The 25,839-nt window shown below is 52.4% G+C and carries 24 protein-coding genes; 6 read left to right on the plus strand and 18 right to left on the minus strand.

Annotated features, from left to right (window positions below; genetic code table 11):
* Positions 1–6 precede the first annotated feature (6 nt).
* The 4 genes from miaA to mutS are packed head-to-tail and all read right to left on the minus strand — an operon-like array spanning position 7 to position 6,592.
* Positions 7–963 carry a tRNA (adenosine(37)-N6)-dimethylallyltransferase MiaA gene (gene miaA, locus IEY53_RS03200; protein ID WP_189022143.1) on the minus strand — a complete coding sequence of 319 codons (957 nt, stop codon included), beginning with the start codon at positions 961–963 and terminating at the stop codon, positions 7–9.
* The gene (locus tag IEY53_RS03205) at positions 953–1,732 is read right to left on the minus strand and encodes a class I SAM-dependent methyltransferase (protein WP_189022144.1); all 780 of its coding nucleotides are present in this window, start codon (positions 1,730–1,732) and stop codon (positions 953–955) included. The genes miaA and IEY53_RS03205 overlap by 11 nt, the downstream gene beginning before the upstream one ends.
* 55 nt (positions 1,733–1,787) lie before the next feature.
* The gene (mutL, locus tag IEY53_RS03210; protein ID WP_189022145.1) at positions 1,788–3,794 is read right to left on the minus strand and encodes a DNA mismatch repair endonuclease MutL; all 2,007 of its coding nucleotides are present in this window, start codon (positions 3,792–3,794) and stop codon (positions 1,788–1,790) included.
* A gap of 26 nt (positions 3,795–3,820) precedes the next feature.
* On the minus strand, positions 3,821–6,592 hold the full coding sequence (mutS, locus tag IEY53_RS03215; protein ID WP_189022146.1) for a DNA mismatch repair protein MutS: 2,772 nt from the start codon (positions 6,590–6,592) through the stop codon (positions 3,821–3,823).
* A gap of 217 nt (positions 6,593–6,809) precedes the next feature.
* Between mutS and IEY53_RS03220 the strand changes: the two genes are divergently transcribed.
* Positions 6,810–7,607 carry a GNAT family N-acetyltransferase gene (locus IEY53_RS03220; protein ID WP_189022147.1) on the plus strand — a complete coding sequence of 266 codons (798 nt, stop codon included), beginning with the start codon at positions 6,810–6,812 and terminating at the stop codon, positions 7,605–7,607.
* 45 nt (positions 7,608–7,652) lie between these two features.
* On the opposite strand, the gene IEY53_RS03225 is transcribed toward IEY53_RS03220, so the two are convergent.
* The 8 genes from IEY53_RS03225 to IEY53_RS03260 all read right to left on the minus strand — a co-directional run bounded on the left by IEY53_RS03225 (position 7,653) and on the right by IEY53_RS03260 (position 16,066).
* On the minus strand, positions 7,653–8,732 hold the full coding sequence (locus IEY53_RS03225; RefSeq protein WP_189022148.1) for a putative amidoligase domain-containing protein: 1,080 nt from the start codon (positions 8,730–8,732) through the stop codon (positions 7,653–7,655).
* 704 nt (positions 8,733–9,436) lie between these two features.
* Positions 9,437–9,994, minus strand: coding sequence for an outer spore coat protein CotE (locus tag IEY53_RS03230; protein ID WP_189022149.1), 558 nt, complete (start codon positions 9,992–9,994; stop codon positions 9,437–9,439).
* 229 nt (positions 9,995–10,223) lie between these two features.
* Positions 10,224–11,246 (minus strand): HD-GYP domain-containing protein, encoded by a 1,023-nt coding sequence (locus tag IEY53_RS03235; RefSeq protein WP_189022150.1) that lies wholly within the window; start codon positions 11,244–11,246, stop codon positions 10,224–10,226.
* Positions 11,247–11,390: 144 nt separating this feature from the next.
* Complete coding sequence (locus tag IEY53_RS03240) at positions 11,391–12,377, minus strand: aromatic acid exporter family protein (protein ID WP_189022151.1); 987 nt, start codon at positions 12,375–12,377, stop codon at positions 11,391–11,393.
* A gap of 105 nt (positions 12,378–12,482) precedes the next feature.
* On the minus strand, positions 12,483–13,262 hold the full coding sequence (locus tag IEY53_RS03245) for an ABC transporter permease (protein WP_373293787.1): 780 nt from the start codon (positions 13,260–13,262) through the stop codon (positions 12,483–12,485).
* 92 nt (positions 13,263–13,354) lie between these two features.
* The gene (locus IEY53_RS03250; RefSeq protein WP_189022153.1) at positions 13,355–14,128 is read right to left on the minus strand and encodes an ABC transporter ATP-binding protein; all 774 of its coding nucleotides are present in this window, start codon (positions 14,126–14,128) and stop codon (positions 13,355–13,357) included.
* A 52-nt stretch (positions 14,129–14,180) separates the two neighbouring features.
* Complete coding sequence (locus tag IEY53_RS03255) at positions 14,181–15,203, minus strand: ABC transporter substrate-binding protein (RefSeq protein WP_189022154.1); 1,023 nt, start codon at positions 15,201–15,203, stop codon at positions 14,181–14,183.
* 191 nt (positions 15,204–15,394) lie between these two features.
* On the minus strand, positions 15,395–16,066 hold the full coding sequence (locus IEY53_RS03260) for a hypothetical protein (RefSeq protein ID WP_189022155.1): 672 nt from the start codon (positions 16,064–16,066) through the stop codon (positions 15,395–15,397).
* A 172-nt stretch (positions 16,067–16,238) separates the two neighbouring features.
* On the opposite strand from IEY53_RS03260, the gene IEY53_RS34915 reads away from it, so the two are divergent.
* Complete coding sequence (locus tag IEY53_RS34915) at positions 16,239–16,478, plus strand: hypothetical protein (RefSeq protein ID WP_229695941.1); 240 nt, start codon at positions 16,239–16,241, stop codon at positions 16,476–16,478.
* A gap of 499 nt (positions 16,479–16,977) precedes the next feature.
* On the opposite strand, the gene IEY53_RS03265 is transcribed toward IEY53_RS34915, so the two are convergent.
* Positions 16,978–17,115: a hypothetical protein gene (locus IEY53_RS03265; protein WP_189022156.1), complete on the minus strand. Its 138-nt coding sequence runs from the start codon at positions 17,113–17,115 to the stop codon at positions 16,978–16,980.
* Between the two features lie 281 nt (positions 17,116–17,396).
* Between IEY53_RS03265 and IEY53_RS03270 the strand changes: the two genes are divergently transcribed.
* Entirely contained in the window at positions 17,397–18,023 is a 627-nt protein-coding gene (locus IEY53_RS03270; protein WP_189022157.1) for an FMN-dependent NADH-azoreductase, read from the plus strand.
* A 103-nt stretch (positions 18,024–18,126) separates the two neighbouring features.
* Here the strand turns inward: IEY53_RS03270 and rsgA are convergent, their stop codons facing one another.
* From rsgA to IEY53_RS03290, 4 genes are all read right to left on the minus strand, one after another.
* Positions 18,127–19,215 carry a ribosome small subunit-dependent GTPase A gene (gene rsgA / locus IEY53_RS03275; RefSeq protein ID WP_189022158.1) on the minus strand — a complete coding sequence of 363 codons (1,089 nt, stop codon included), beginning with the start codon at positions 19,213–19,215 and terminating at the stop codon, positions 18,127–18,129.
* Between the two features lie 366 nt (positions 19,216–19,581).
* Positions 19,582–20,253 (minus strand): HAD family hydrolase, encoded by a 672-nt coding sequence (locus tag IEY53_RS03280; protein WP_189022159.1) that lies wholly within the window; start codon positions 20,251–20,253, stop codon positions 19,582–19,584.
* Between the two features lie 112 nt (positions 20,254–20,365).
* Positions 20,366–20,824: a DUF3939 domain-containing protein gene (locus tag IEY53_RS03285; RefSeq protein WP_189022160.1), complete on the minus strand. Its 459-nt coding sequence runs from the start codon at positions 20,822–20,824 to the stop codon at positions 20,366–20,368.
* 121 nt (positions 20,825–20,945) lie between these two features.
* On the minus strand, positions 20,946–21,542 hold the full coding sequence (locus IEY53_RS03290; RefSeq protein WP_189022161.1) for a DUF2087 domain-containing protein: 597 nt from the start codon (positions 21,540–21,542) through the stop codon (positions 20,946–20,948).
* A gap of 190 nt (positions 21,543–21,732) precedes the next feature.
* On the opposite strand from IEY53_RS03290, the gene IEY53_RS03295 reads away from it, so the two are divergent.
* Together IEY53_RS03295 and IEY53_RS03300 are read left to right on the plus strand one after the other, a co-directional pair.
* Positions 21,733–22,731 carry a YpdA family putative bacillithiol disulfide reductase gene (locus IEY53_RS03295; RefSeq protein WP_189022162.1) on the plus strand — a complete coding sequence of 333 codons (999 nt, stop codon included), beginning with the start codon at positions 21,733–21,735 and terminating at the stop codon, positions 22,729–22,731.
* A gap of 9 nt (positions 22,732–22,740) precedes the next feature.
* Positions 22,741–23,184, plus strand: a complete 444-nt coding sequence (locus tag IEY53_RS03300; protein WP_189022163.1) for a DUF441 domain-containing protein — start codon at positions 22,741–22,743, stop codon at positions 23,182–23,184.
* A gap of 179 nt (positions 23,185–23,363) precedes the next feature.
* Here the strand turns inward: IEY53_RS03300 and IEY53_RS03305 are convergent, their stop codons facing one another.
* Positions 23,364–25,112: an ABC transporter ATP-binding protein gene (locus IEY53_RS03305; protein WP_308424203.1), complete on the minus strand. Its 1,749-nt coding sequence runs from the start codon at positions 25,110–25,112 to the stop codon at positions 23,364–23,366.
* 126 nt (positions 25,113–25,238) lie between these two features.
* On the opposite strand from IEY53_RS03305, the gene IEY53_RS03310 reads away from it, so the two are divergent.
* Complete coding sequence (locus IEY53_RS03310) at positions 25,239–25,754, plus strand: ADP-heptose synthase (RefSeq protein WP_189022164.1); 516 nt, start codon at positions 25,239–25,241, stop codon at positions 25,752–25,754.
* The last annotated feature ends 85 nt before the right edge of the window (positions 25,755–25,839 follow it).

Genomic DNA, 25,839 nt, shown 5'->3' on the forward strand with positions numbered 1-25,839 from the left:
TACTGTTTAAGGAGCATCAATAAACTTTCTTGTTATAATTGTACGGATTTTGGCAAAATTCTCAGAAAAGCCTGATTCGGCGCAGACGTCGATCCAGTCAATTCCCTTCATATGGCGGAACCAGGAGAGTTGCCGTTTGGCGAACCGTCGTGTATCCCGCTTGAGCAGGATCACAGCCTCGTCCAGTGACATTTCTCCTGCAAGGTAAGCGGCAATCTCCTTGTAGCCCAGCCCCTGCATGGACACAAGACTTCTGTCGTAGCCGCGCTCCAGCAGACTTTTGACCTCTGCCACAAGTCCGTCAGCCAACATGCTGTCAATCCGGTCTTCAATACGTTTATATAGTATTTTGCGGTCCATGGTCAAACCGATGAGACATAAATCGTACGGGGACTCCTTATTTTGGGTGGCATGGGATGCCGAAAGGGTCGTATTAGTCTGGTGGTGAATTTCCAGTGCCCGGATAATCCGGCGGCGGTCGTTTGGATGCAGTCTTTCGGCGCTTGCCGGGTCTACTTCCGCAAGCTTGGCATGCAGGGCAAGCGCTCCGAATTGCTCCGCATATTCCTCCTGTTCTTGCCGGAACGCCTCGTCGGCCACGGCCTCCGAGAAGCGGAACCCGTAGCATAACGATTCGATATAGAGACCGGTACCGCCAACAATAAACGGAAGCTTGCCCCGCTCACTGATTTCCTCAATCAGGCGTTTGCCCTGTTCCTGAAATTCTGCGGCAGAGTAGGCGTCCTGCGGATCATGAATATCGATCAGATGATGCGGGATGCCTTTCATTTCAGCCGCTGTAATCTTGGCCGTGCCAATGTCCATCCCCCGGTAGACCTGCATTGAATCACCGGAAATGATCTCAGCTCCGTAAGCTGCGGCGAGCTCCAGACTTAAATTTGTTTTGCCGACAGCCGTCGGCCCCAGGAGCACCAGCACCTTGCGTCTAGCTTCAGTTGTCAATTGGTATCACCCCGTACGATGTTTTGGAATTGCTGCGCAGCAGCTCGGTAAAGCCGAGCCGGGCGAACTCGCCGCTCAGGGCTTTTTCTTTGAGCAAAACCGTCTTGCGGGCCACCCGCACCGCTTCGGCAACACTCTCGGGGCTTAAAGCTTCCCCGTTCGCATACTGGCGCAGCGGGGAAATAGCTGCGGAGTCGGTCAGCGGCACACGAAACATGGGGTCAAAATAGATGATATCCACGCTGCGGTCCGGCTGGGCACGCAAATAGGTCAAATGGTCACTATGCACCACCTTGATCCGGCGGAATGCAGCATTAACCTTGGCTTGTCCAGTGGTATAATGGCTCATTCCTTCCAGCAGCAAGGCATAGAGCGGGAGGGAGCTTTCCAAGGCGGTGACTTGTGAAAGCTCCCCGCCCTGCACTGCAAACAGCAGGGCGTCCGTACCGAGACCTGCCGTGCAATCCAGCACACTGTCCCCCGGATTCATACCTGCCGCAGTAAGCATCGGGTCAACCTCCCCCTTCAGCACACGTTTGGCCCGGACAAATCCCATACTGGGGTGGAATTCCATTGGTGCCACTCCCGGTCTTATCAGGCGGACCGCCTCCTGCAGTACGACCAGAACCTCTCCGTCGCCATGCGCCTTCACCAGCTTCGGCAGAGAGTCGTTTCCGCGCGGTACATAACGGCAGCCTGTGCGCTCCGCAAGCCGCTGCGCCCGCAGAACAATTTCCGGTATCGGGCGATTGCCCGTAGTAATGATCATTGCTGCCTCCTGTCTTGCTTTTAACCTGCTTGATATCAGTTTGTGCATGCTATTCTTACATCACGCGTTTGAACAGCTTCTCCAGATCATAAGATGAAAAGGAGATGACAATGGGCCGTCCATGCGGACAGGTATATGGCTGGCGGCAAGCCGCCAGACGGTTAAGAAGCGTCTCCACTTCCATTTCGGTGAGTTTCTGGTTGGCTTTAATGGAAGCTTTGCAGGAGCAGAGAATGGAGGACTTCTCACGCAGCTTGGCGAGGTCAATCATCCGTTCACTCAGCACCCACTCGGCCATTTCCTCGACCACCGCCTTCTCGTCTCCCTCAGGAAACCAGTAAGGCAAGGAACGGACCAAAAAGGTCTGCCCGCCAAAATGTTCAAGATACACTCCCGCCTGCTGAAACCAATGCAGTCGTTCGCTGAGCTGGCGGCTCTCCGACGGCGTAAACTCCAGAGTGATCGGCAGAAGCAGCTCCTGCGAGGCATCCTCGGGACGCCCGAATTTCTCATAATAAAATTCGTAATTAATCCGTTCATGGGCGGCATGCTGGTCAATCAGATACAGCCCGCTGTCATTCTGGGCAATAATATAGGTGCCATGATGCTGCCCGATATAGTTCAGCTCCGGGAATGCCGGCAGTCCGGGCTCCAAACGCTCAGCGGGTGCCCACAGCTCTTCGGCCACCGGTATCTGCCCGCGTGCCGGGGCTGCTGCTGGCGGATAGAAGCTGCTGCCGGAACTGCCTTCGGGCCGGGGTGAAGCCGGAGTCCGTGAACCGCTGCCGTAAGGAGCGTAAGCTTCTCTGGCCTGAGGTACCGGACCCTCATTAACGCCGGAACGTTGCTCCTGGGCGTAGGTACTACCGGACATAACCGTTCCTTCCATCGAGCCGAAGGAACTGGAGGAACCAGTGGAACCGTTGAACGGTGCGGAAGCGTAGTTCTCCCGGCGCGGCTCCGTTTCCTCCTTCGGGCTTCCTGCGCCTGCCTTGGTGAAGGCAAACTGCTCCTGAATAAAAGAGCTGCTTCCTTTGGGGCCGATAGTCTCCTTGCCCGGCCGGGGAATCAGGCTTTGTCCGAGCAGAACCTTGCGGATCTCCTCTTCCACGAACTTGTACAGCTCGGCCTCCTTGCTGAAGCGGACCTCCAGCTTGGCCGGATGCACATTGACATCCACCAGTGAAGGATGCATATCAAGCTGCATCACCAGCAGCGGGTACCGGTTGATCGGCAGCAGGGTATGATAGGCCCGCATAATAGCCGCATTCAGTCCATTGCTGCGGATGTAACGGCCGCCCACAATGGTAGTTACCGCATTGCGGTTCGAGCGTGTCCATTCCGGGCGGCTGACATAACCGGTGATCCGGTAATCCGGGTCTTCCGCCGAGATCGGCAGCATGGCTTTGGCCGCTGATGTTCCATAGACTGCGGCAATAACCTGAAGCAGGTCGCCGTTGCCCAAAGTGTGCAGCAGCTGATTGCCATTGTGATGCAGCGTAAACGATATGGCGGGGTGAGCCAGCGCCATCCGGTACATCGCATCGGAGATATGGCCAAGCTCGGTTTGAATGCTCTTCATGTATTTCAGCCTTGCCGGAGTATTGAAGAATAATTCCCGGACCGCAAAATCAGTGCCTTGCCCGGAAGGCGCATCTTCATTGCGAATCAGATTGCCCCCTTCAATATCAATCAGCCGGCCCTTGCCGTCGTCCCCGCTCGCGGTAAGCAAGGTCACCTTGGAGACGGCAGCAATACTGGGTAAGGCTTCTCCCCGGAAGCCCAGACTCGTAATTTGGAACAAATCCCGTCCGTTCGCAATTTTACTGGTGGCATGGCGGTAAAAGGCGGTCTCGCAATCGTCCGGCTCAATCCCTGAGCCGTTATCCTTAACACGGATACTGTTCAATCCGCCTTCCTCTACAGTCACCTCTATCCGTGTACTGCCTGCGTCAATCGCGTTCTCCACAAGCTCCTTCACGACAGAAGCCGGGCGCTCCACCACTTCACCGGCTGCAATCTGGTTGGCAATATGCTCGTCCAGCACATGAATTTTGGCCATGTTCATTTCACCTCGCTATTACTTGCTTATAGATCCTTGGCTTTCATTTTCAGATCGTTGAGCAGCCCCATTGCCTGAAGCGGGGTCATATTCATCAAGTCCGCTTCCCGGACGGCTGAGATAAAATCCTTGAGCGCAGGATTATCCTGCACCCCTGCCGCGCTGCCCTTACGGCTCTTGCGCGGTGCTTCCTCTCCAAAGATGGAGAGCTGCACAACTTCGCCCGTTTCTTCTACAGGAGCAGACGCCAGAGTGACTGCCGTCTCTGTATACGCCGCTGCAGCAGCAGCAGGCGAGGAAGGAACTGCCATTGTTGCCGCCTGGGGCGAGTCAGCGCCATGAGTCTCTTTTACCGTGGAATGACCTTTATCATCCCCACCATAATGAAGCGAAGGGGCCCCCGGAGGCGCCGCTTGCTCGATGCTCTGCAGCAAATGATAGGCACGGTCAATGATCCCTTCGGGTAGGCCCGCGAGCCGGGCACAATAAATGCCGTAGCTGCTGTCGGCGGCCCCAGGTACAAGCTTGCGCAGGAAGTTCACCTTGTCTCCGCTCTCCTGCACGGCCATTGAGTAATTGCTCAGTCCTTGCAGACTGTCTTCCAAATGGGCCAGCTCATGGAAATGCGTGGAGACCAGCGCTTTGCAGGCAATCGTATCATGCACGTATTCAATTACTGCCTGGGCGATGGCCATCCCCTCACTTGTGGAAGTACCGCGTCCCAGTTCATCGATAATAATCAAGCTGCGGGCCGTAGCTTTCTCGGTCATGACCTGAATGTCAGCCATCTCCACCATAAATGTGCTCTGGCCGCCAATAAGGTCATCCGCTGCCCCAATTCGTGTAAAGATCCGGTCGATCAAAGGAACCTCGGCACTCGCTGCCGGAACGAAGCAGCCGATCTGGGCCAAAATGCAAATGAGGGCAACTTGACGCATATAGGTGCTTTTGCCGGCCATGTTCGGTCCCGTAATCAGCAGGATGTTCCCTTCTTCCTTGCTGAGCGTACTGCCATTGGCAATAAACGCGGAATCCTTCAACACCGCTTCCACCACCGGGTGGCGTCCGCCTTCCATCCGCAGGTCATAACCTTCCGAAAGCTTTGGCTTCACAAAACGGTGCTCCGCACTGACTGCCGCCAGACATTGGTACACATCAATCTCAGCCACATTCTCCGCCAGACTTTGGAGACGCGGAATCTGGCTGCTGATCCGGTCGCGCAGCTCAGTGAACAGGCTGTATTCAAGGTCCGTCATTTTGTCCTGGGCTTCCAGGATCAGCGCTTCTTTCTCCTTCAGCTCCGGAGTCACAAAACGTTCTGCATTGGCTAAGGTCTGCTTGCGCTCGTACCGCCCTTCCGGCAGCGAGGTCAGATTGGCCCGGGTAATCTCAATATAATAACCGAAGATCTTGTTGTAGCCGATCTTCAGGGACTTGATCCCGGTAGCCTGGCGTTCCTTCGCCTCCAGCTCTGCAATCCAGCGCTTGCCGCTGCTGCTGGCTTCCCGCAGCTCGTCCAGCCGCGCATGATAGCCGGGACGGATGATCCCGCCATCCCGTACGGAGACCGGCGCTTCATCCACAATCGCCCGTTCGATATCTTCCCGCAGCTCGGCACATTCGTCCATGGTGGAGCCAATCTCCCGCAGTGTAGCTGATCCGGCAGACAGGCATAGGGCCTTCAGAGCCGGAATCTGCGCCAGGGACAGCTTCAGCGCATTCATATCCCGGCCGTTCGCACTGCCGAAAGCAATGCGCCCCACCAGACGTTCCAGGTCATAGATTTCTTTCAGCGCCAGACGAAGATCCTCGCGGACTATGAACTGATTATACAAATAATCGACAGCCTCCAGCCGCCGTTCTATCGGTGCCCGCTGCAGCAGCGGCTTGTCGATTCTGCGGCGGAGCAGACGCGCGCCCATAGAGGTCTCGGTACGGTCCAGCAGCCAGAGCAGCGAGCCTTTTTTGGAGCGTTCACGTACAGTTTCGGTCAGCTCCAGATTCCGTCTGGTGAATGGATCAAGAATCATATAATTGCCCGGTTCATAGGGCGAGATCTGGCTCAGCTGTCCGAGGGACCGGCGCTGGGTCTCCCCTAAATAGGAAATCAGGAGGGCTAGACATTGGCCGCGCTCCTTCTCCAGCCGGACCCATGCCGCTTCACCAAACTGGCGGCGCGCCTGTTCTTCATCGCGTTTCTCCCAAGGCGTATACACAACCGGCTTGGACAACAGCGAGGCTTCGCTGCGCAGCTGCTCCAGCAGCCGCGCATCCCCGATAATCTCAGCCGGCTCATAAATGCCGATTTCATCCCGCAGCCACTCTGCTCCGGAGAGCACAGAGGTCACATACAGCTCGCCTGTCGTCAAGTCACAGGCTGCCAAAGCCATCATGCCGTCCTGCTCAGTGACGCAGACGAGATAATTGTTGCTTTTGTCGGAGATGATTTTGCCGTCCATTACCGTCCCCGGGGTCACAACGCGCACAATATCCCGCCGCACCATGCCTTTCGTTACAGTCGGATCATCCAGCTGCTCGCAGATGGCGACTTTATATCCTTTTTCGATCAGTCTTTGAATGTAGCCTTCGGCTGAATGATAAGGCACCCCGCACATCGGAATACGGTCCTCACCGCCGCCCGCTCGGGCTGTTAATGTAATCTCAAGCTCCTTGGAAGCAAGCACGGCGTCCTCAAAGAACATTTCGTAGAAATCGCCCAGCCTGAAGAACAGGAAAGCGTCCTTTGCCCCTTCCTTTACCCGTAAATACTGCTCTATCATTGGCGTATATTGTGCCATGGTCAACCTCCATGCCTATTGATTGCTGTCCTCTATTATAGCAGAAAGTTGCCCCGCAAAGTTACCTTCACAAATCCAGCCGGGCCAAACATGCTGCAGAGATGACAACAATTGAGCCATAGAAAGCTGACTTTCAAAAAAAGAATGTGCTTTGTATTGATCTGCGGTAAATTTATACTTAGACCTAAAAAAGCATAATAACGGGAGGAACCTGACTATGATTCGCAAGTTAACGGAGAACGACAGGGCTGCACTGATGGAACTGCTGCTAACAGAACCTGCCTTAAATCTGTTCATCATCGGGGATGTCGAGAACTTTGGATTTGAACAGGATTTTATGGAGCTGTGGGGAGATATTGATCCCGCAAGCGGGATTATACAGGCGGGTCTGCTCCGTTTCTACGACAGCTACCTGCCTTTTGCAGGCGGTCCGTTTGAGGAAAAGGCCCTTGCAGAAATCATAACGCAGGACCCCAAGTTCAGCATGTTGTCCGGACCTGCCGACATCGTACATAAAATTAGCCGGTCCATCTCCTTTCGCAAAGAAAAGCAGCTGCATTTTGCCGAATTGAAAAATATAAGCAAACCGCTTCTTGAAGCCGTATCCTCCGGGGCTCCCATCCGGAAAGCAACCGTAGATGAGGTGGAAGCAGTATGCCGGCTTACAGACCAAATCACAGAATTTGAGAGCAACCGGGAAAGCTCCAGAAAAAGCTTAAAAAAGACGCTGGAAAGCGGAACGGGCCGCACTTATTATCTGGAGCATGAGGGGCAGGTCATCGCCACGGCCTCCACCACAGCGGAAAACTCCCGCTCGGCGATGGTGATCGGTGTAGCCACCCACCCCGATTACAGGCAGCAGGGCCTTGCAACACGCCTAGCGGCTCAGCTGTGTGCCGATGTGCTCAACGAGGGCAAATCCTTATGTCTGTTCTATGACAATCCGAAGGCCGGCGTCATCTACAAACGTCTGGGATTCCAGGATATCGGGAACTGGGCCATGATGTACACCTGATCCCTGCGGATATGCCAAGCCCCGGCCCAGCGTACCGGCCAGCAGCTATTCTCGATCCCGGCCGCACCATAATTTCCGGATGTCGCGGGCTTCATCCCATGTCTGCTCCGCGGCGATGAAGCCAAACAGCGGCTCGATATAGCGGGCCGCCTGTGTATAGCCGCGCAGAGCGCGCAGTTGTGCGGGCAGCGGCCTGAAGGCGGCCCGCAGCAGGGATTTGTCGCCGCTGTAGTAAGCGGCGTGCAGGTCCTCCCGGTCCAGCGGGCGCCGCGGCAGGTCTTCGTAATGGCTCACGATCAGGTGAGCCAGATGGACCGTGCCTTTGGCTACCGCAGGGGAGACCAGGAAGCTCGGCAGGGTCCGGTACTCGAAGCCGCCGTGCGGCTGCAGGCGGAAATCGCCGAGCACCCCGTAGCGCGGACGCCTGGCCCCGGCCCGGGTGTCCTCCAGCAGCAGCATAGGCAGCGCGAGATAGTTATCAAGCGCGCGCAGGAGCGGCGCCGTCAGCGTTACGCCGCTGAAGTGCAGATGGCCGCCGAGGGCCCAGCCCATCAGCGGCATGCCCCCCGCCCGCCAGCGGAGCGAGCGGTCGATGAGCCGGTCCGCCGTGCGCGCGGCGGACATCAGCTGCGCCAGCAGCGCGCGCGGTTCCCCGCGCGGCTTGGGGCGCAGCTCCGCGACCGGGAACACGCCGCGCGTTCCCGGAGGCCCGGCGTCGCAGCCCGCGACGCCGGTGAGGGGCAGGTACCGCGACGCAGGCACGACGCGGCAAGCGGGTTCCCGGACCAGGAGAAACTCCGGGTCCATGCCCATCAGGAGCCGCGGACGGCCCGGCTCCTCGGCGGCCAGGCGTTGCGCCAGCGCCTGCGCAACACGGCCGTAAGGGGGCGGCAGCGGCTTGCCGGGCGTCTGCCGCAGCGGCGCAAGGCTCTGCACGGCATATTTGCGTTCCCCAAGTGCCGCAAGCAGCACCTCCCCGCTGTCCAGACCCAGGCTGTAGAGGGCCCTTACGGCCACCCTCTCCAGCAGCTTCGCTGCCCCTCTCCGCCTTAGCGGCTCTGTGGAGCTCGTAAGAAGCACTTCGTCTGACTGGACTTCCGTGACTTCCGTGACTTCCGCATTCATCCTCCTGCTTGAGCCTCCTGCTACTCTTTCTCTCCGCCCAGAGCCGACTGCAGACTCTTCCCAAGCAGACACCTCTGCCGGCTGCTGCCAGCCGCCCTTGCCGCCCGCCGCTTTCATGCCTGGACCGGCACCCAGGGCGGAAATCTCCAGCGCCGCCAGATTATAAACGACGACTTTATAATGTTGTCTGTGGCTTTGCCGGGAAGAACTTCGGGTACAGGCATCGGGTATAGCCGCCCCCAAGATAGTACGCCTGCTCTCAGAGGTCAATGCCGCAACCACGCCGCTGCGCTCCAAGCGCCGTTCCAACTGCTCCAACGAAAGTTTGCTATAGGCTTCAAATCCTTCATTCATCCGGCCCCCTCCCTTCTGGCAGACGCTGTCCGTTTAGTTCTTTCTATATACCTGGAATTTCTCCAGTTGAAGAGGCTTGGTTAAGTTCGTAGAACATTAGACGGAGTATTCTAATTGCGGTTTGCGGTATCCCGCATAAACAGCAAAAAACGGTTTCCGTCACAGGGACGTTACCGTTTCTGCTGCCTGCTGCCTGCTGCCTGTGCTTGCCGGCCGGGTAGGACCACCGGCCCTTCACGTGCAAAAAAAAAATTAAAAAAGGAGGGCATTCGCCCTCTTCGCCGCCGCCCTTTCTACATATATTGGAGCATAACCCCAAGTACAGCAGTCAGCGGCGGCGTCCCCTTCCTTTACAGCTCATCATCCAGGGCGTCAGGGTCCAGATCGTCGTAGTCGAAGTTCTCGCCTTCGAAATCGTAATCCTTGTCTTCCAGATCATCGGTTTGATCAGTGACGAACACGCGGACTTTAGTCTCAGCTATCAGTTCCGCCTCAAATTCCCGCTCTACCCGCAGCGTTACACTGCCACCGCCCGGGGATACCCCCGCCTCTACACAGTTGGGTTCCTGCGTTGCCTCCGCAGATACCTCCACTGTAGAAGCACGGTGCCTCGGGTCCAGGTACGACAGTGGAATAAGCTCCACATAGGAGACCGTTTCCTTGGCTACCTCGGTCTGCTTGTTTCTGTCGTACGAGTACCAGATGTTCACATCATAGGTACCGATTACTTCGATTCCGTTTCCGGCGGCTACCGCTTCGTATTGGTGGTTGATAATCCAAGCCCCCAGAATACTCGTCGGATGATGTGGCGGAGTCACGGTATGGGTTGCGGTAGAGAACTTACGACCTTTGCCGCAAATTGCCTTCGTAATGATCTCCCTTGTTTGACGTTTATGGCTTAATGACATCTTTTGAACCTCCTCCATACAATCATTCACTATCAAGTGTATGCAGGTTCTGGGCATTTGTTGATTGTTAGTCTATAAATAAATTTGGGTAAGCCCTCCGGGAGTCTTTGGATGAAGTCTGATAGTTCATTTTATTTCAGAATTGCTTCAGGTATGAGTCCAATTGCGAAAAATGGACAGGCCCGGGCCTGGTGCCTTATCTCCCTGCCGACAGCTTAGTTATCTGCGCTTACAGCGGCAGTACCCGCGTAATACCAAGCGATCTTTCCTTGCTGAGGTCGATGAATTCCTCCCCGATATTTACCAGCGGGCGGAGCGGATCATTGGATTGGATCAGAACAATTCTGCCTGTCCGTCCATCCGACAGCTCCGCCTCGTTCCCTATCATCGACTGCATTAACTTATTAATAAAAACCCTGCAAATGTAAGGGTCAAGCTTGCCGTACACATCTTCCTCCATCTGCAGCAAAACTTCGTAGAGCGGAGCCGCCTGGCGATAGTACCGGTCGGAAGTCATCGCGTGAAAAATATCGGTTACCGCAACAATTTTGCTGAAATCCGTAATCCGGTTCCCCAGTACGCCAAACGGGTAGCCGCTGCCGTCCATCCGTTCATGATGCTGCAGCGCCACCAGCGCCTGCATATGATTGGTGCCCACGGTATCCCTGATCATTTCGTATCCGTAGGTAGTATGCTTTTTCATCACCTGAAATTCTTTGTCCGTCAGCGGTCCGGGTTTGGTCAGTATTTCTGCCGGCACCATAATCTTTCCAATATCATGCAGCGTTGCGGCAATCGTGAGCATACTCAGATCCTCGGGCTTTAATTTGAGCCACTTGCCAAGCAGCGTCGACAAGATACCTACTGCAACATTATGCCTGTATGTATAGTCATCCTTCGTCTGCAGTGCAGACAGTATGCCGTAGAAATCGCCTTTCTCGGTCACCTGGTGAATAAAAGGGATGACTTCATTCCTGAGCTCGATCATAGGGACTCGTTTGGTTTTGTTGTATTTGATCTGCTCAAAAATGCCTTCCATAGCTGCAGTACAGTCGTCAACGGCGATCTGAAAGAAAGCCGCACTGTCCAGTTTAATGACGTCATGCGGTTCAAGAACAATCTTATGCTGCCCGATTAACCGGATGTGCTCAGCGCTTAACAAAGTCATTGCCGGCAGTACAAATACACCCTTGTCATTAAAAAGATTGGAAACCAGCTGTTTACCGATAAATGTCTCCGTGTTATTCTCCATACTCCTCACCTGCCAATGCGAAAAATTCGCAGCAAAGCGAATTTTCTGCTGTTATTTGTAACCTTTGCTGTTGCATCTCATACTTATTTTATCGTTATTTTGTTAAGAATTGTTAATACCTGCTCCTAATTTCAAACCCTCAAATCATGAACTCCTCCCGGCGGACAGTTTTTTGAACGGGCCGGCTCCGACCGGCGCTTTATGCTGTTTGGCAATCTTGAGATACAGCGCCAGTTCACGGCATAGCTGCAATATGGCCGAGCGCACTTCAAATTCTTCCCGTGATGCCGGCAGCTCCATTTCCTGAAACTCCTGTTCCAGCTCATCCAGCAGTTTCTCGGTACGCCCTGTGTATTCATGGGCCAATACATCACCGCTAAGCTGATCGAACAGCTCAGCGACCATTTCGCCATGCGGGAGCTGACGGTAGACCTGGGACAACAGCTGCAGCATATTCTGTATGGATTCCAGCTGTTCCTTTCGCATATAAAAATACACATTCCACGCTTCGTCGGGATGAATCACATGGTTCTCCATTTCCCGCGAGGCCGCAGCCAGGCCCTGCTTGACCGCCTGATCGGCCCCGATCAGCTCCTTGCCGTCCCAGACATAAGCCGGATCACGAAGCGTACGGGCCATCTGGGTGAAGACCACCGAGAAATATCCGTCCACTTCCTTGCGGATGGCTGAAATCACACCTTCTGCCTGCGGCATATAGATCAAGTTTACGAGTCCTGCGGAGCCAAGTCCAATCACCAGAAGCTCAATTTGCTGAAATAGGACAAAAGGCGTAATCTCGGCTTGTCCAAACACTTTAAATACAATAACCGAACTTGTAACAATCCCTTCCTTATAGCCGGAACGCACAATGAGCGGAAAACCAAACAGTACATAAAGTCCCAGGACCCAATAATGAAAACCGAACAGCCAGAATAAAATACAGCCAAAAAAGAGTCCCACGAGCGAGGCAAGAAAACGCGCCGTTATCGTTCGGAGACTCCTTTTGCGGGTCACTTCCACACCCAGAATGGCCAGCAGCCCCGCGCTTTGTGCATTGGGTATGCCTGCAGCAGCCGCCAGCAGAATGGACAACAGCGTGGCTGCCGCTGTTTTGATGATACGAAATCCCATGAAAATACCTCTCCTTGAAAGTGATGCAAGATTCATGCCTGTAACTTAGGTGAAGATATAGTCATGGTACAAGATTTTCCGGTACGGCACAATATGACATGAATCTCATCTTCTCGACAACAACAGCTTTTCCAGATACACAACCATTTGATACATGGCGGTGGCAACGGCTGCAATGATCAGCAGACTGGACATGACCAGAGTGAAGTTGAATACCTGAAACCCGTAAATGATCAAATAACCCAGACCCGATTTGGCAACCAGGAACTCACCGACGATCACGCCCACCCAGGACATGCCGACGTTTACTTTCAGCGTGGAGACTACAGTGGGAAACGACGACGGGAGGATGACTTTAAAAAAGACCTGTGTTTTGGTCGCTCCAAAGGAACGTACGACTTTTACCAGATTGGGGTCCACGCTGCAAAAGCTGTTATAGACGACAAGGGTGGTTATAATCACCGTAATGGATAAGGTTGTTACCACAATCGCTGTAAAGCCGGCCCCGAACATAACGATAAATATCGGCCCCAATGCAACCTTGGGCATACTGTTGAATACAACCATATACGGATCAAGCACTGCGGATAAAAAAGGCGACCACCAGATCAAAACCGCCAGCACTGTTCCGAGCAGCGTCCCCAGCACGAATCCGGCCGCCGTCTCGGAGACCGTCATGCCCACATGGGGCCAAATACTGCCGCTGACCATGTCTCCCCAGATTTGCCGAAAGACCTTCGTCGGATAACTGAAGAGCAGTTCATCGATCCAGCCCAGTCTCGCCCCCGTCTCCCACAGAACAAAGAACAACAGCAGCAGAGTGCTGCGTACAGCAATGACCTGGTTTCGCCGCCGCCGCTTCTGTTTTTTGTATTCACCAAACATCTGTCCCAGCCACTGGACACGGGAAGCGGATCTCCCGGCCTGTTCTAATTGTTCCATATATCGCTCCCTCCTATAGTAGTACAACAGTTGCTCTATTTACTTCCAGCAAGCTCCATTTCCTTCCATATTTCATGAAAAAGCTCGGTAAATCCGGTTTGATCGCGGGCATATAAAGGGGGCGAATTGCGGATTTTGTCCGGTACCGTAAAAACTTTGCGGATTCGGCCGGGATTCCGTTCCAGCAGAATGACCCGGCTGCTGACCGCAATCGCTTCAGACAGATCATGAGTTACCAGGATGGCGGTGGTGCCGCGGTGCCGGAGCGTCTCGGATACCAGATCTTCAAGCTGCAGCTTGATCTGATAATCCAGCGCAGAGAAGGGTTCATCCAGCAGCAGCAGACCGGGATTGGTAACCAGGGTCCGGACCAGCGCCACTCGCTGCCTCATGCCCCCCGACAGCTGGGCGGGATAGGCCTCACTTTTACCCGCAAGCCCCATTTCGTTTAATAGATCCACCGTTTTCAGCCTGGTTTCTTCGTTTAAATTGCCGGTCAGCTCCAGCCCCAGAGCGGCATTGTCCAGAATATTGCGCCAGGGGAACAGATAATCCTGCTGCAGCATATAACCCACCTGCGGCGAAGGACCCTCGATCCGTTTCCCGTTCACAGTGACTTCGCCAAGCGAAGGCTGCAGCAGTCCAGCGATAATCGAGAGCAGAGTAGTTTTGCCGCAGCCGCTGGGACCGACCAGGCTGACGAATTCCCCCTTATCAATGCTGAGATTCATATCCTCGATGGCCAGGGAAGCTTCATTGTCGCCCAGGTAAGCATGCGTCACTCCCTTTAACTGCACTACTGGAAGCATGTCAGACCCTCCTTCAAAAAATGCACCGCCAGACGTGGCGGCATCATGCACTTTACTGTACAGCAGCATCCTTCACGTTCTTCTTAGCTTGCTCGGCAAAGCTGTTATCTACGATCTGTCCCGCCGGAACCCGTTCCTTCAGCTCGCCTGCATTCTCCATCACATCCAGCAGATTGTTCCACTCTTTATCGTCAATCACCGGATGAACCGCATAGGTATCCTGCTCTTGGTAACGCCGGACGGCAGATACCACAATATCACGGTCTGTTTTATCAAAATAAGGAAGGATGGCATCGGCGATCTCCTCCGGCGTGTGACTCTCTACCCACTCCTGGGCCCGCAGGATGGCATTGGTAAATTTTTGGACGGTATCCCCGTTTTTGCCGATATAGCTCTTCTTGGACATAAACACGGTGTACGGCAAATATCCGCTCTCCACACCAAACGAAGCCACAACCTTCCCCCGGCCTTCACGTTCAAAAATGGAGGCCTGCGGTTCAAACAGCTGCACATAATCTCCGGTTCCGGAAGCAAACGCGCCGGCGATGTTTGCGAAGTCGATATTTTGGATCAGCGTGATATCGGTAGCGGGGTCGATTCCTTTTTTGGCAAGGGCAAACGCTCCGGCCATCTGCGGCATCCCGCCTTTTCGCTGGCCAAGAAATGTGGAATTCCTGACCTGCTCCCAGCTGAATGAAGCGCCCGGTGTACGTGCAAAGAGAAAAGTGCCATCTCTCTGGGTAAGCTGGGCAAAATTAATCACAGGATCGTCTGCCCCCTGCTGCGCTACATAAATGGAGGTTTCCGAGCCTACCAAGGCGACATCAATCGCACCTGAGAGCAGTGCGGTCATCGTTTTATCCCCGCCCGGAATGGTCTGCAGCTCTACTTCCAGCCCCTCATCCTTAAAGAAATTTTGAGATAAAGCCACATACTGGGGCGCATAAAAGACGGAGCGGGTGACCTCTCCAATCTTCACTTTGACTCCTGCCGAGTTGCCGCCGCAGCCCGCAAGCACTGAACAGCACAGCAAAATGACAATTAAGGGCAGCGACAGCTTCTTTCTGCTATTCATTTTTCATTCTCCTTTCCTCCGGGTCAGTGCCCCTGTTTCAGGATATGCGTGAGTCCCAGGAAAGGTTAAGAATCGGAGGATCGGCTTTGTGCAGAGAATCAAAATAAGGGAGATGCCCCGGCAGCCCTTTCATGGCTTTTGAGACAATCTCCCTTGCGAATTGGATACCGGCGACAAGATGTATCGGTCAATTATTCCGTATTTGGCACTTCAGCAGGATGTAACGCCCATTCGGTAATGATCGCGCAGAGCTGCCCCCGGCTTAAGGGAACGGCGACCAGCCAGTCCTCGTTCGCTTTAACGCTCATGCGCAGCAGCCAGATAGAAGCATGATGGCCGATAAAAGCAGCATAATCATATTGCCACCCGCTTTTGCTCCGGGTACAGAGCCGTATCTCACCTTCCATGGAGCAGCTTTTCATCACCTTGGCCATTTCGCCGGAAAATTCATAATCTCCGGACGAAGCCGAAAGACGGGCGGCCAATTGATTCCAAGTCACTGCCCCGGTACAGCGTTTCAGGTTCAGATACAGCCGTTTGGAGAGTTGTAATGAAGGAAGCACAGCCGTCATGGACTCCTGTGGTTCAAAGCTGCGGAAGAGCTGGCGGCACATCCTCACCAGCTCTTCCGGCTGTTTCAGCTCATACGGGATCGAAGCAGCTGTTAAAGGGGTATAAGTTACCTGAATGCGGTCGTTATGTACCCGCAGCAGAACATCCTGACTATCCTCACTTTCAATCCATTGTAATCGGCAGGCCTTGTGCGAATCCGCCACTGATCCCAAGCTTTGTGCCAAATCCGTATCGCTTTCAACATCAGGGAACAGAAAATTCGCCAAGGACACCTCATCATTATCATTCACATCATCGAGTCCTTCCCAAAATACTGCGTGCTTCCAAATTTTCAGCTATGTAAAAGCTTCATTGATCAAATAACCAGTAATCTTTATGTTATCATAAGCTAATTTTAAGGTAAAATTAAGAAAGAAGCGTTATGATCTATACCATGAAATACTTATAGCGAGGTGATTTCGTATGAGAATGGTTATATCATTTCAGAACAAACTTGTACCTGTGTATTTCACAACAGAAAATAAACAGCCTACTCAAAAAGTGATTCGCTTACTGAACAGTACCTTGGAACTTAAGATTCAAAAGGGAAAGAGTGCGCTCAAGAAATGCTTGAACTCCTTGATTAGTATCGAAATTAAAGGCTCTGAAGCTATATTGCACAGTTACAGTGAAAATGATTCATTGGCACTATCCCTCTATTAATTAGAGGGGTAGTTTTTTTTGTGCGGAAAGAACAAAATCACCCTAAGGTGAATAACAACTCATAAAAAACAACTCGGAGCTTACGAGGCCCGGATTGTTGTTCAATAGGCAAGATGAGGTCCCCTTCACGATCTATCCACAGCTGATGCGGACTGGAAATCCCTTATTGGGGAGGATTCGTCTATTCAGCAGGATAAACGGACAGAGATTCCGCTAGTTGTCCTATCTCCCCTCATTCCAGGCTCAATCGAACGATATAACAGCTCCTGAGTCCGAATCCCCCAGGAAAGCAGGCTTTTTCGCAAAATAGGGTCTTCTCTGTCCGCTTCACTCCGCTAATGGAGCCCAATCCTCCTGCACCGCTATATGGAACTGAAGCTTCCAAGATATCCACATCTTTGGCATTGCATCATTTCCTAAACAATAAAAAAAGCATACTCCCTCTGGTCAGGAAATATGCCTACGTTCTATGTGCTCTCATTGTTGAATGTAAGAGAATTCAGCCTGTTTTGGGGCTGCCTTTTTCCGCCTTTTCGGCTTTTTGGATACGAAGCTTGAACAGCTTCACTAAATTCAGACGTGTGCGTTCCTCATGACAGTTGTCCAATTTCTTAATGATAAACCGGTCAATGGACATGTCCATCGCTCCTTTTTATTCATTTCACTTTCCTCTGGGCCGCTGACAGGAAATGTTTCCCTATTTGCTTGTACCTCCTATTTAACCTGAGCCGGGTTTCTTCAAACAGATATAGATCAGCTCAGCTCAGCTCCTATTAAGAGACCATCACCAAAGATATGGTATTTCAATGAAAAAAATAAAAATAAAATGACATTCCAAACAAAGTAGTTTACAAACTAAATGACCAATGCTATATTAAATATAGTTAGTATCAAATTTAAATTTAAGGGGAAATAATAATGTCTAATGTTCTTTTTATTAAAGCAAACAACCGTCCAGCTGATCAATCTGTAAGTGTTAAACTATACAACGAGTTCCTGGGCAGCTACAAAGAATCCCACCCGCAAGACACTGTCACTGAACTGGATCTGTTCGCAGAGAACCTTCCATACTACGATAATACACTGATCACAGGTATGTACAAAGCTGCACAAGGCTACGAAGCTACGCCAGAAGAAGCTGAAGGTGCCGCACTGGTAAACAAATATTTGGAGCAGTTCCTGGCTGCCGATAAAGTCGTTTTCGCCTTCCCGCTGTGGAACCTGAGTGTTCCTGCTGTACTGCACACTTACATTGACTACCTGAGCCAAGCTGGCAGAACGTTCCAATACACCGCTGAAGGCCCTGTAGGTCTGGTTAAAGGTAAAAAAGTAGCAGTACTAAACGCCCGTGGCGGTATCTACTCCGAAGGCCCTGCTGCAAGTGCAGAAATGGCCGTTAACTTCGTACTTGGCATGCTGAACTTCTGGGGCTTCGAAGATATTACACAAGTTATCATCGAGGGCCACAACCAACTGCCGGCTCAATCCGCAGAAATCATCGAAAAAGGCCTGCAACTGGCTAAATCCGAAGCGGTATCGTTCTAATTACACGATCAGCCGGACTTTTATTTATATAAAAAAGTGCCTCATCAGCCATATGGCTGTGGGGCACTTTTTGCTTGCTGCACAGGATTACTGTGCAGGCTGATTAATATTCATCCAATTCTTTGCGCCAGCCGCCTCTTGAGCGTGACGGACTGGCTTTGGCGGATGCCGCTGCCGTTTTGCGTTTAGCTTTATTCTCCTTCGTGTTCTGGTAGCGGAGCTCCCGTTGGGTTTTGCGGTAATTGAGCAGCCGTTTTTCTTCAAGCTCACCGCTGCTAACGGCCGCAAGTACGGCGCAGCCTTCTTCAAGTTCATGACTGCAATTGTTGAAGCGGCAGCTGGAGGCAAGCTCGCTGATATCCCCAAAAGCCAATTCAAGCCCACCCTCATCCTCCCAGAGCTGCAGCTCGCGCATTCCGGGTGTATCGACAATAATGCCGCCGTCCGGCATGATGAACAGCTCACGGTGTGTAGTCGTATGCCTTCCCCGGCTGTCGCCTTCCCGGATATCCTGGGTCAGCTGCAGATTCCTGCCGCACAGCCAGTTGACCATCGTTGATTTGCCGCAGCCCGACGAACCCGTCAAAGCTACCGTCTGACCGCTGCCGATGTAAGGCACCAGCTCTTCTCGGCCCTCACCGCGCAAAGCGCTTACTGCATAAATGGGGACACCTGGCGCAGAACGCTCCATTTCGGCAATCTTGCTGTCCGCGTCGTCGCACAGGTCTGCCTTGGTCAGCAGAATGACAGGATTAGCACCGCTGTTCCAGGCCATAATCAGATATCTTTCCATTCTGCGCACGTTAAAATCATCGTTTAAGGCACTGACCAAAAATAAGGTATCCACATTGGAAGCCACAATTTGTTCTTCTGGCGGATTCCCGGCCGCCTTGCGTGAAATCACACTTTGCCGGGGCAGCAGGCCATGAATGACAGCATGCGCTCCCCCGTCCAGCATCGCCAGTACCACCCAGTCGCCGATTGCCGGATAGTCACCGGAGGCTCCCAAGCTGTGTCTCAGCTTGCCGGCCAGCTCTCCCCAGGTCTCTCCCGTCTCCGTAATGACCCGGTATTTGCTGCCAAAATCGCCGACAATTCTCCCGGGTACATAGTTTTTCTCTTCCGCTCCCACTCCGTTCTCCTGCCATTTTTTATTCCAATTTTCATTCCATCCATATTGCGTAATCGTCATTTGCTTCCTCCTGAAATCTGTAGTTGTTTTCCTTTTCCGGGTACGCAAAAAACCGCCGGAATTCACAGATTCCGGCGGCGGTAAACACAGATTCCCCTGTCAACAAGGTTAGGAGAAAGCTAACGTTCGCACCAAAAAGCCGCCGGAACCGATACGGTTCCCGCGGCTCTAATAGACATCATAGAGCGTACTTGCTAAACTGCGCTTATATTGAAGCAGCAGCCGCAAATCCCGGAAGACACGTATCCTGAGCAGTCATCAACAAAACAATATAAACTGTCATATAACATCGTCTCCTTCCGAACTAATATGCTTCATATCATAAACGCCATTAACTGGTAATGTCAACCCATAATCTTCAAACTCCTATATAATGTGCTTCAGCTCATGAAGATCATCAATGATCTTCCTTGGCTGTTCACCCAAAGCAGTGTCCCATGGATGGTTGCGCCGGAGCCAGATCGTATCCATACCCGCCCGGGACGCTCCCCAGATATCATTCACCGGATGATCACCGATGAACAAGGTCTGCTCGGCAGTAAATCCCAGCCGCGTCAGTGCAAGCTGGTAGATTGCCGGGTCCGGCTTGCTGATCCCGGCTTCTCCGGAGATCACAATCGCCTTGAAGTAGCCGCGCAGGCTGAGCCGATCGATTTTGCCGGACTGGATTTCTTCTCTGCCGTTCGTAACCAGACCCAGTATATAGCCACGCTCCTGACAGTATTTCAATATGTCTTCGGCACCCTTCATCAATGCACCATGATCAAAATAGCTTTTATCGTAATAGCTGCGGATCTCCGCCGCCGTTACCGGTGTCTTCCAGGGCAATACCTCACTCAGCTCGGCAAAAAAGCCGTCTTTATCCCGGTAGCCGTCCTTGTCCCGTACAATGATATCCTCGATAAGGGCCTGTGCCTCATCCGGCTCCGTATGCCCCAGGAAGTCCGCTACAAATTGTGTGCAAAAGCTGTGGAAGGTGTGGTCGCGATCCATTAATGTATTGTCCAAATCGAACAGCAAAGCCCGTACTTTACTCATGTAATGATTCCCCTTATGTGCTTGATTTCTATCATCACCCAGGAGTTCATTGTACTATGACGTAAAGTACTAAGGAAAGACCCTGCCAAAACAGAAACTCCGCTATCCTTCTTCAGCTTTTAAAATGCTCCGGACGGTGTGTCAGCATCATTTCTTCATCCGTAATATATAACGGGAAAGGCGGCGTTTCCTTCAGGTAGCTCTCGGCGGACAACAGCCGGTAATGCACCTCAGGGAGCCAGGCATCCTCAATCAAAGGCAGTTTACCGGTATCGCTGATATAATTGTCCACTGCCGATTGAACCAAATCCAGATAATAAGGGACCAGTTTGTCGGCTTCCTCGAATATTTCGTACGTTTCGCGTGACATATAGAATTTTTGCCGGGGAACGCCACCCAAATACCGTTTTAATCTTGTGAGGTCAATGCTTTTATCCTCTTGTATCAAAACAGTCCGGTTAATTGGATGCGGCATTTCCTCTTCAAATTGTCTGACAGCCTGCCTGACCTGCGGCAAAGTAACAGTGACATGATCGGATTCCGGATATTTCTTGGCGCGTTTAAAGATCATACTGAACATCTCCTCTCGGGGCATTTGTCAGTCAACGCTTACAATTCCATTTTATGCAATTTCCGCAAAACTAATCAGTGCTCTTGTCAATTGTCACACAACGTTAGCATTTATACGTCCATTATTTGACATAATCCCATCGCGTCCACATCTCTGGCGGATTCAGCTCGTATTGGCCGTTCTCCCGGTACATAAACTGATGCATAATAAACTCACGGCGGATTGTCGCAAAATCATCATGAAAACGTTTGATGAAGTCATTGATCTCTTTCTCTGAATAAACTACGCCGGGCTCCAGCTTCTCTACGATATACTGCAAGGCGATCAGTTTCTTCTTGTATTGGGCAGGAATTTGCCGTAAACGGCCATCTTTGGCAAAAAAATTGCTGAGCACCGATTCCTTCAGGCTATGCTCAGGGGATTCATTCTCCATATTCTCAGCTCCTTTGGCGAAAATAAGCTGTAATGAGGCCTCCGCATTCGCGCGGATAAACTCGGGGTTCAGCTTGAAATATACCGTGTTCTTGTCACGCCGCTCCTTAATCAGTGCCGCTTCACGCAACTTTGCGGCATGATGTGTAACGGTGGGCTGAGACAGATTCAGTTTATCCGCCAACGCATGTCCGTGCAATTCGCCCTGGGACAATAACAGCAGCATCCGCAGCCGGGTCGGGTCCGCTAATGCCTTATGGTAGTTCACAATTTTATCAAGCTGCACGGGGGCTCACTCCTCGGTAGTACTTAGATATATATCTAATTATACATTATTTTAAGTTCGAAAGGCAACCATCTAGGAAGGAGTTCAGCTTCCCGGACCAGGTCCTTATGGAAAAAGTCCTGAATTTGGAGTAGGATTATTGGAGCACTATTTAAGCAAAATTGAGAGGAATGCTCAGGAGGTTATCAGCTTGAAAGACGTAATTATCATTGGAGCCGGTCCTTGCGGACTGTCGGCAGCCATCGAATGCCAGCGCCAGGGGCTCTCCAGTCTCATTATTGAAAAAAGCTTTATCGTTCACTCCATTTATTTGTATCCGACCAATATGCAATTTTTCAGCACGGCGGAGCTGCTTGAAATCGGCGGTGTTCCCTTTACCTCACCCAACGAAAAGCCTTACCGGCATGAGGCCCTCGTGTATTACCGGCGTGCTGCAGCGCAGCACAAGCTGGAGATTGCCGCCTATGAGGAGGTCCAGACAGTTGAACGTCTGACAGACGGAACGTTTGCGGTACATACCACGAATAAGCGGGGAGCACAGCAGACCCGTCAGGCTGCCAACGTAGTGATCGCCACGGGATATTTTGACCAGCCCAATCTGATCGGTATTCCCGGCGAGGAATTGCCCAAAGTCACCCATTATTTCGGAGAAGCCCATCCTTATACCGGCATGAAGGTTACCGTTATCGGAGGCAGCAACTCTGCCGTTGATGCAGCGCTGGAGCTTGTGCGTGTCGGCGCAGCTGTGGACATGGTGTATAGAGGAGCCAGTATTTCGGAGAATATAAAGCCATGGGTACGGCCTATCTTTGAAAGCATGGTGCTGAAAGAAAAAATAAACCTCCACCTGGAATCCCGTGTAACAGAAATCACCCCCGACTCCGTAAAGGTTGACAAGTCCGGCGGCGAATCCGTGTGGCTTGACAATGATTTTGTCCTGGCACTGACGGGTTTCCGTCCAAGCCGCGCCTTGCTTGCCTCTGCCGGTGTTGTCATGGATGACGAGATGGACAAACCCGCCTTTAACCCGTCCACCATGGAGAGCAACATTCCGGGCCTCTATGTGGCCGGTGTAATCGCTTCGGGACGCAATGCCAATGAAGTCTTTATCGAGACCGGACGCGGACACGGCAAGCTGATTGCCGATCATATCAGAACCCAATCGCTTCTTCCCGAAGCAAGGAGCTGAATACAAGTCATGGACATCACCTCGTTGCTGCTGCTTGGACTCGCAGCACTGGGCATTATCAGCAGTAATTCACCTGTAACGATTGCCATGGTAGTCCTGCTGCTGCTCAGAGTGCTTGGACTTCATCAAGCCTTCCCCTGGCTGGAGAAAAATGGCCTGACCCTGGGCATCATCATTCTCACCATCGGCGTGATGACGCCGCTGGCCAGCGGCAAAATAACCCTGCAGGTCGTGGGCCAGTCCTTCCTGCACTGGAAATCGCTGGCCGCCATCGGCATCGGCATCCTGGTCGCCTATTTGGGCGGCCGGGGCGCAACGCTGATGGGCAGCCAGCCCACGGTCGTAGCCGGTCTCCTGATCGGTACAGTGCTCGGAGTTGCCCTGTTCAAAGGTGTACCGGTGGGCCCGCTGATCGCAGCGGGAATACTGTCCCTGCTGATCGGCAGACTGTAACGCCAAGGATCAGAGTTGATCCCAAAAGTAAAGCAGGGACTCTCCCGTTACCCGGAGAATCCCTGCTTTTTCTGACGTATACAAGTTCTATGATGATAAAGGCCGGCACTTCCCTACTTGGGGCTCAGCGCTTCCTTGGCCTATTATTATTAATGTATCCGGGCTCTGGGCCGCCTGAGCTAAGCATCCAGACGCTGGACATTGAACAACCGGGCATAGCTGCCTTCGGCGGCCATTAGCTGCTCATGTGTTCCGCGCTCCGTGATCGCGCCGTTCTCCAGCACCACAATCTGGTCCGCATGGGTGATGGTGGACAGCCGGTGCGCAACAATCAAGGTGGTCCGTTCCGAGGACAAGGACTGCAGGGACTGCTGGATTAAATGCTCCGACTCCAGGTCCAGGGCCGAGGTTGCTTCATCCAGGATGAGTACCTTCGGGTCCTTGAGAAACACACGGGCGATAGCTACACGCTGTTTCTGTCCGCCTGACAGCTTCACTCCCCGTTCTCCAACCTCTGTGTCATAACCTTCAGGCAGCTGCATAATAAAATCATGGGCATTGGCCGCCTTTGCAGCCGCAATAATCTCCGGCTCCGCCGCACCCGGATTTCCGAACAGAATATTATCGCGTACGGAGCCGCTGAACAGGAAGTTGTCCTGAAGCACCATGCCGACGGTCTTGCGCAGGCTCTCCTGCGTCAGGTCCCGCACATCCTCTCCATCCATCCGAAGGGAGCCTTCGCTGATATCGTAGAACCGCGGAATCAGGCTGATGAGCGATGATTTGCCTCCCCCGCTCATGCCTACAAAAGCCACCGTCTGACCAGGCCTGATGCTTAAATTAATATCCTTCAGCACCCAGTCGTTCTCATCGTTGTACTTGAACCACACCCGGTTGAACTCGATAGCACCCGCCGGATGCAGCAGCGGTTTCGCTCCCGGCTCATCGACGATGTCATAGGGTTCCTCCAGCAGCTCCAGCACCCGTTCGAGGGATGCAGATGCTTGCGTCAGCACCGTCGAGGAATTGATTAAGCGGCGCAGAGGGGCATACATGCGGTCGAGATAACCGAAGAAAGCAACGAACGTACCGAGGGTCAGATTGCCGTGGATGACCTGATACCCGCCATACCCGATAACAAGCAGCGGCGCAATATCCGTCAAGGTATTGATAATAGCAAAGGTAACGGCGTTCCAGCGGGTTTGGGCCATTGCTTTTTCCAGAAAATGAGCGTTGATGCCTTCAAATTTCTTCTGGTCCACCTGCTCCATCGTAAAGCTGCGGATAATCGCGATCCCTTGGATGCGCTCATGCAGATAACCTTGAATGCCGGCCAGCGCCTGGGAGCGGTCTTTGGTCAAGATCTTTAACCGTTTGTACAGCGTGTTGACCGCAATGCCGTATAACGGCAAAATCGCAATGGATACCAGGGCCAATACCGGATTGAGGTAGAACATGAACCCCAGCGCGAAAATCAGTGTGAACATGTCCAGCCAGACATTCATCATCCCGACTTCCACCAGATTTTTGGTCTGCTCCACGTCATTGATGAATCTGGAGATGGCTTCGCCCACCTTGGTATTCTGGTAATACCGCAGCGACAGCCTCTGCAAATGACCATACAGCTTGTTGCGCATATCGAAGAGTACTTTGCTGGTAATCAGCTGGGCAAAATATTGGCGGTAATATTCTACCGGCCCCCTGACAAAAACAAACAGGATAAAAGCTCCGCCCAGAATCATCATTAGCTGTGTTACGCGTTCATTTACTGTCATCGCCGGATTCATCAAGAGATCATCGACTACATATTTCAGGATCAAGGGTAACGTCAGCGGAATGCTGAATTTGATCATGCCGATAAACAAGGTCAGCACAATCCATTTCATATAAGGCTTTACAAAAATAAAATAGGATTTCCATGATTTCACTAGGTTGTTCTTTCCTTTCCCGCAGGCTGTCTTTGGATGGTGCTGTTGACTTTTGCTCTCCACAGTGTTTTTATATTTTTAAGTCCAAAAGTACGATTGCAGTACCTGAACTTCAGGAGGATAACGATGTCCAGACAATTTGTAACAGAAGCCGTCATGATGGCAATATACGGCCAGCTTCTCGTGCCGGGAAGACCTGTGGAATATATAGTCCCTTACACCTCTGTGATGGAATTATACGAGCTGCGTGACAGTGATGAGCCGTTAATGAACCGCCCGGATGACGACAAGCATGTGAAGCTCAAAATCCGCGAACTGATTGCTTATTTCGAAGAGCCGCTGAATGCAAAGAAGATCAACCGCTGTCTGAATGTCCCCTGGGCCAAAAGCTCCGGCATTCTGCTGGGAGAAGAGACGCTCGTCACCATCATTAACAGTGTGGACAGTGCCCCCTATGGCGAAATGTTCGACCCGATCGAGACAGAGCTGCTGCTAACCTCCCAGCGCGAAAGCGCCCCGGTGCTCACCGATCAATTCGAGCTTATTCAGCGGATTATTGAGGGCGGCGTTCCCGTCCAGGTATACGATATTGATGATTTTGACTATGCCATGGAAGAGGAGTCCTTCCGCAGCTCGCATTAATTGTCCGTTGCCCTGATGATGGAGCTTAGTTGTTCTTTCTGCACCTGAATAAAAGCCCCTGCCTTGTGGCAAGGGCTTTTATTCA

Origin of the sequence: Paenibacillus albidus, from assembly GCF_014644435.1 — a bacterium.
GTDB classification, from domain to species: Bacteria; Bacillota; Bacilli; order Paenibacillales; family Paenibacillaceae; genus Paenibacillus_AQ; species Paenibacillus_AQ albidus.

Coding starts and splice junctions, on each gene's coding strand:
- IEY53_RS03205 (WP_189022144.1), bottom strand. CDS start 1,732: ATGATCATTACTACGGGCAATCGCCCGATACCGGAAATTGTTCTGCGG.
- IEY53_RS03280 (WP_189022159.1), bottom strand. CDS start 20,253: ATGAGTAAAGTACGGGCTTTGCTGTTCGATTTGGACAATACATTAATG.
- IEY53_RS03240 (WP_189022151.1), bottom strand. CDS start 12,377: ATGGGATTTCGTATCATCAAAACAGCGGCAGCCACGCTGTTGTCCATT.
- IEY53_RS03225 (WP_189022148.1), bottom strand. CDS start 8,732: ATGAATGCGGAAGTCACGGAAGTCACGGAAGTCCAGTCAGACGAAGTG.
- IEY53_RS03300 (WP_189022163.1), top strand. CDS start 22,741: ATGGACATCACCTCGTTGCTGCTGCTTGGACTCGCAGCACTGGGCATT.
- IEY53_RS03245 (WP_373293787.1), bottom strand. CDS start 13,262: ATGTTTGGTGAATACAAAAAACAGAAGCGGCGGCGGCGAAACCAGGTC.
- IEY53_RS03255 (WP_189022154.1), bottom strand. CDS start 15,203: ATGAATAGCAGAAAGAAGCTGTCGCTGCCCTTAATTGTCATTTTGCTG.
- IEY53_RS03285 (WP_189022160.1), bottom strand. CDS start 20,824: ATGATCTTTAAACGCGCCAAGAAATATCCGGAATCCGATCATGTCACT.
- IEY53_RS03235 (WP_189022150.1), bottom strand. CDS start 11,246: ATGGAGAATAACACGGAGACATTTATCGGTAAACAGCTGGTTTCCAAT.
- IEY53_RS03270 (WP_189022157.1), top strand. CDS start 17,397: ATGTCTAATGTTCTTTTTATTAAAGCAAACAACCGTCCAGCTGATCAA.
- IEY53_RS03230 (WP_189022149.1), bottom strand. CDS start 9,994: ATGTCATTAAGCCATAAACGTCAAACAAGGGAGATCATTACGAAGGCA.
- mutS (WP_189022146.1), bottom strand. CDS start 6,592: ATGGCACAATATACGCCAATGATAGAGCAGTATTTACGGGTAAAGGAA.
- IEY53_RS34915 (WP_229695941.1), top strand. CDS start 16,239: ATGAGAATGGTTATATCATTTCAGAACAAACTTGTACCTGTGTATTTC.
- rsgA (WP_189022158.1), bottom strand. CDS start 19,215: ATGACGATTACGCAATATGGATGGAATGAAAATTGGAATAAAAAATGG.
- IEY53_RS03265 (WP_189022156.1), bottom strand. CDS start 17,115: ATGTCCATTGACCGGTTTATCATTAAGAAATTGGACAACTGTCATGAG.
- IEY53_RS03220 (WP_189022147.1), top strand. CDS start 6,810: ATGATTCGCAAGTTAACGGAGAACGACAGGGCTGCACTGATGGAACTG.
- IEY53_RS03310 (WP_189022164.1), top strand. CDS start 25,239: ATGTCCAGACAATTTGTAACAGAAGCCGTCATGATGGCAATATACGGC.
- mutL (WP_189022145.1), bottom strand. CDS start 3,794: ATGGCCAAAATTCATGTGCTGGACGAGCATATTGCCAACCAGATTGCA.
- IEY53_RS03250 (WP_189022153.1), bottom strand. CDS start 14,128: ATGCTTCCAGTAGTGCAGTTAAAGGGAGTGACGCATGCTTACCTGGGC.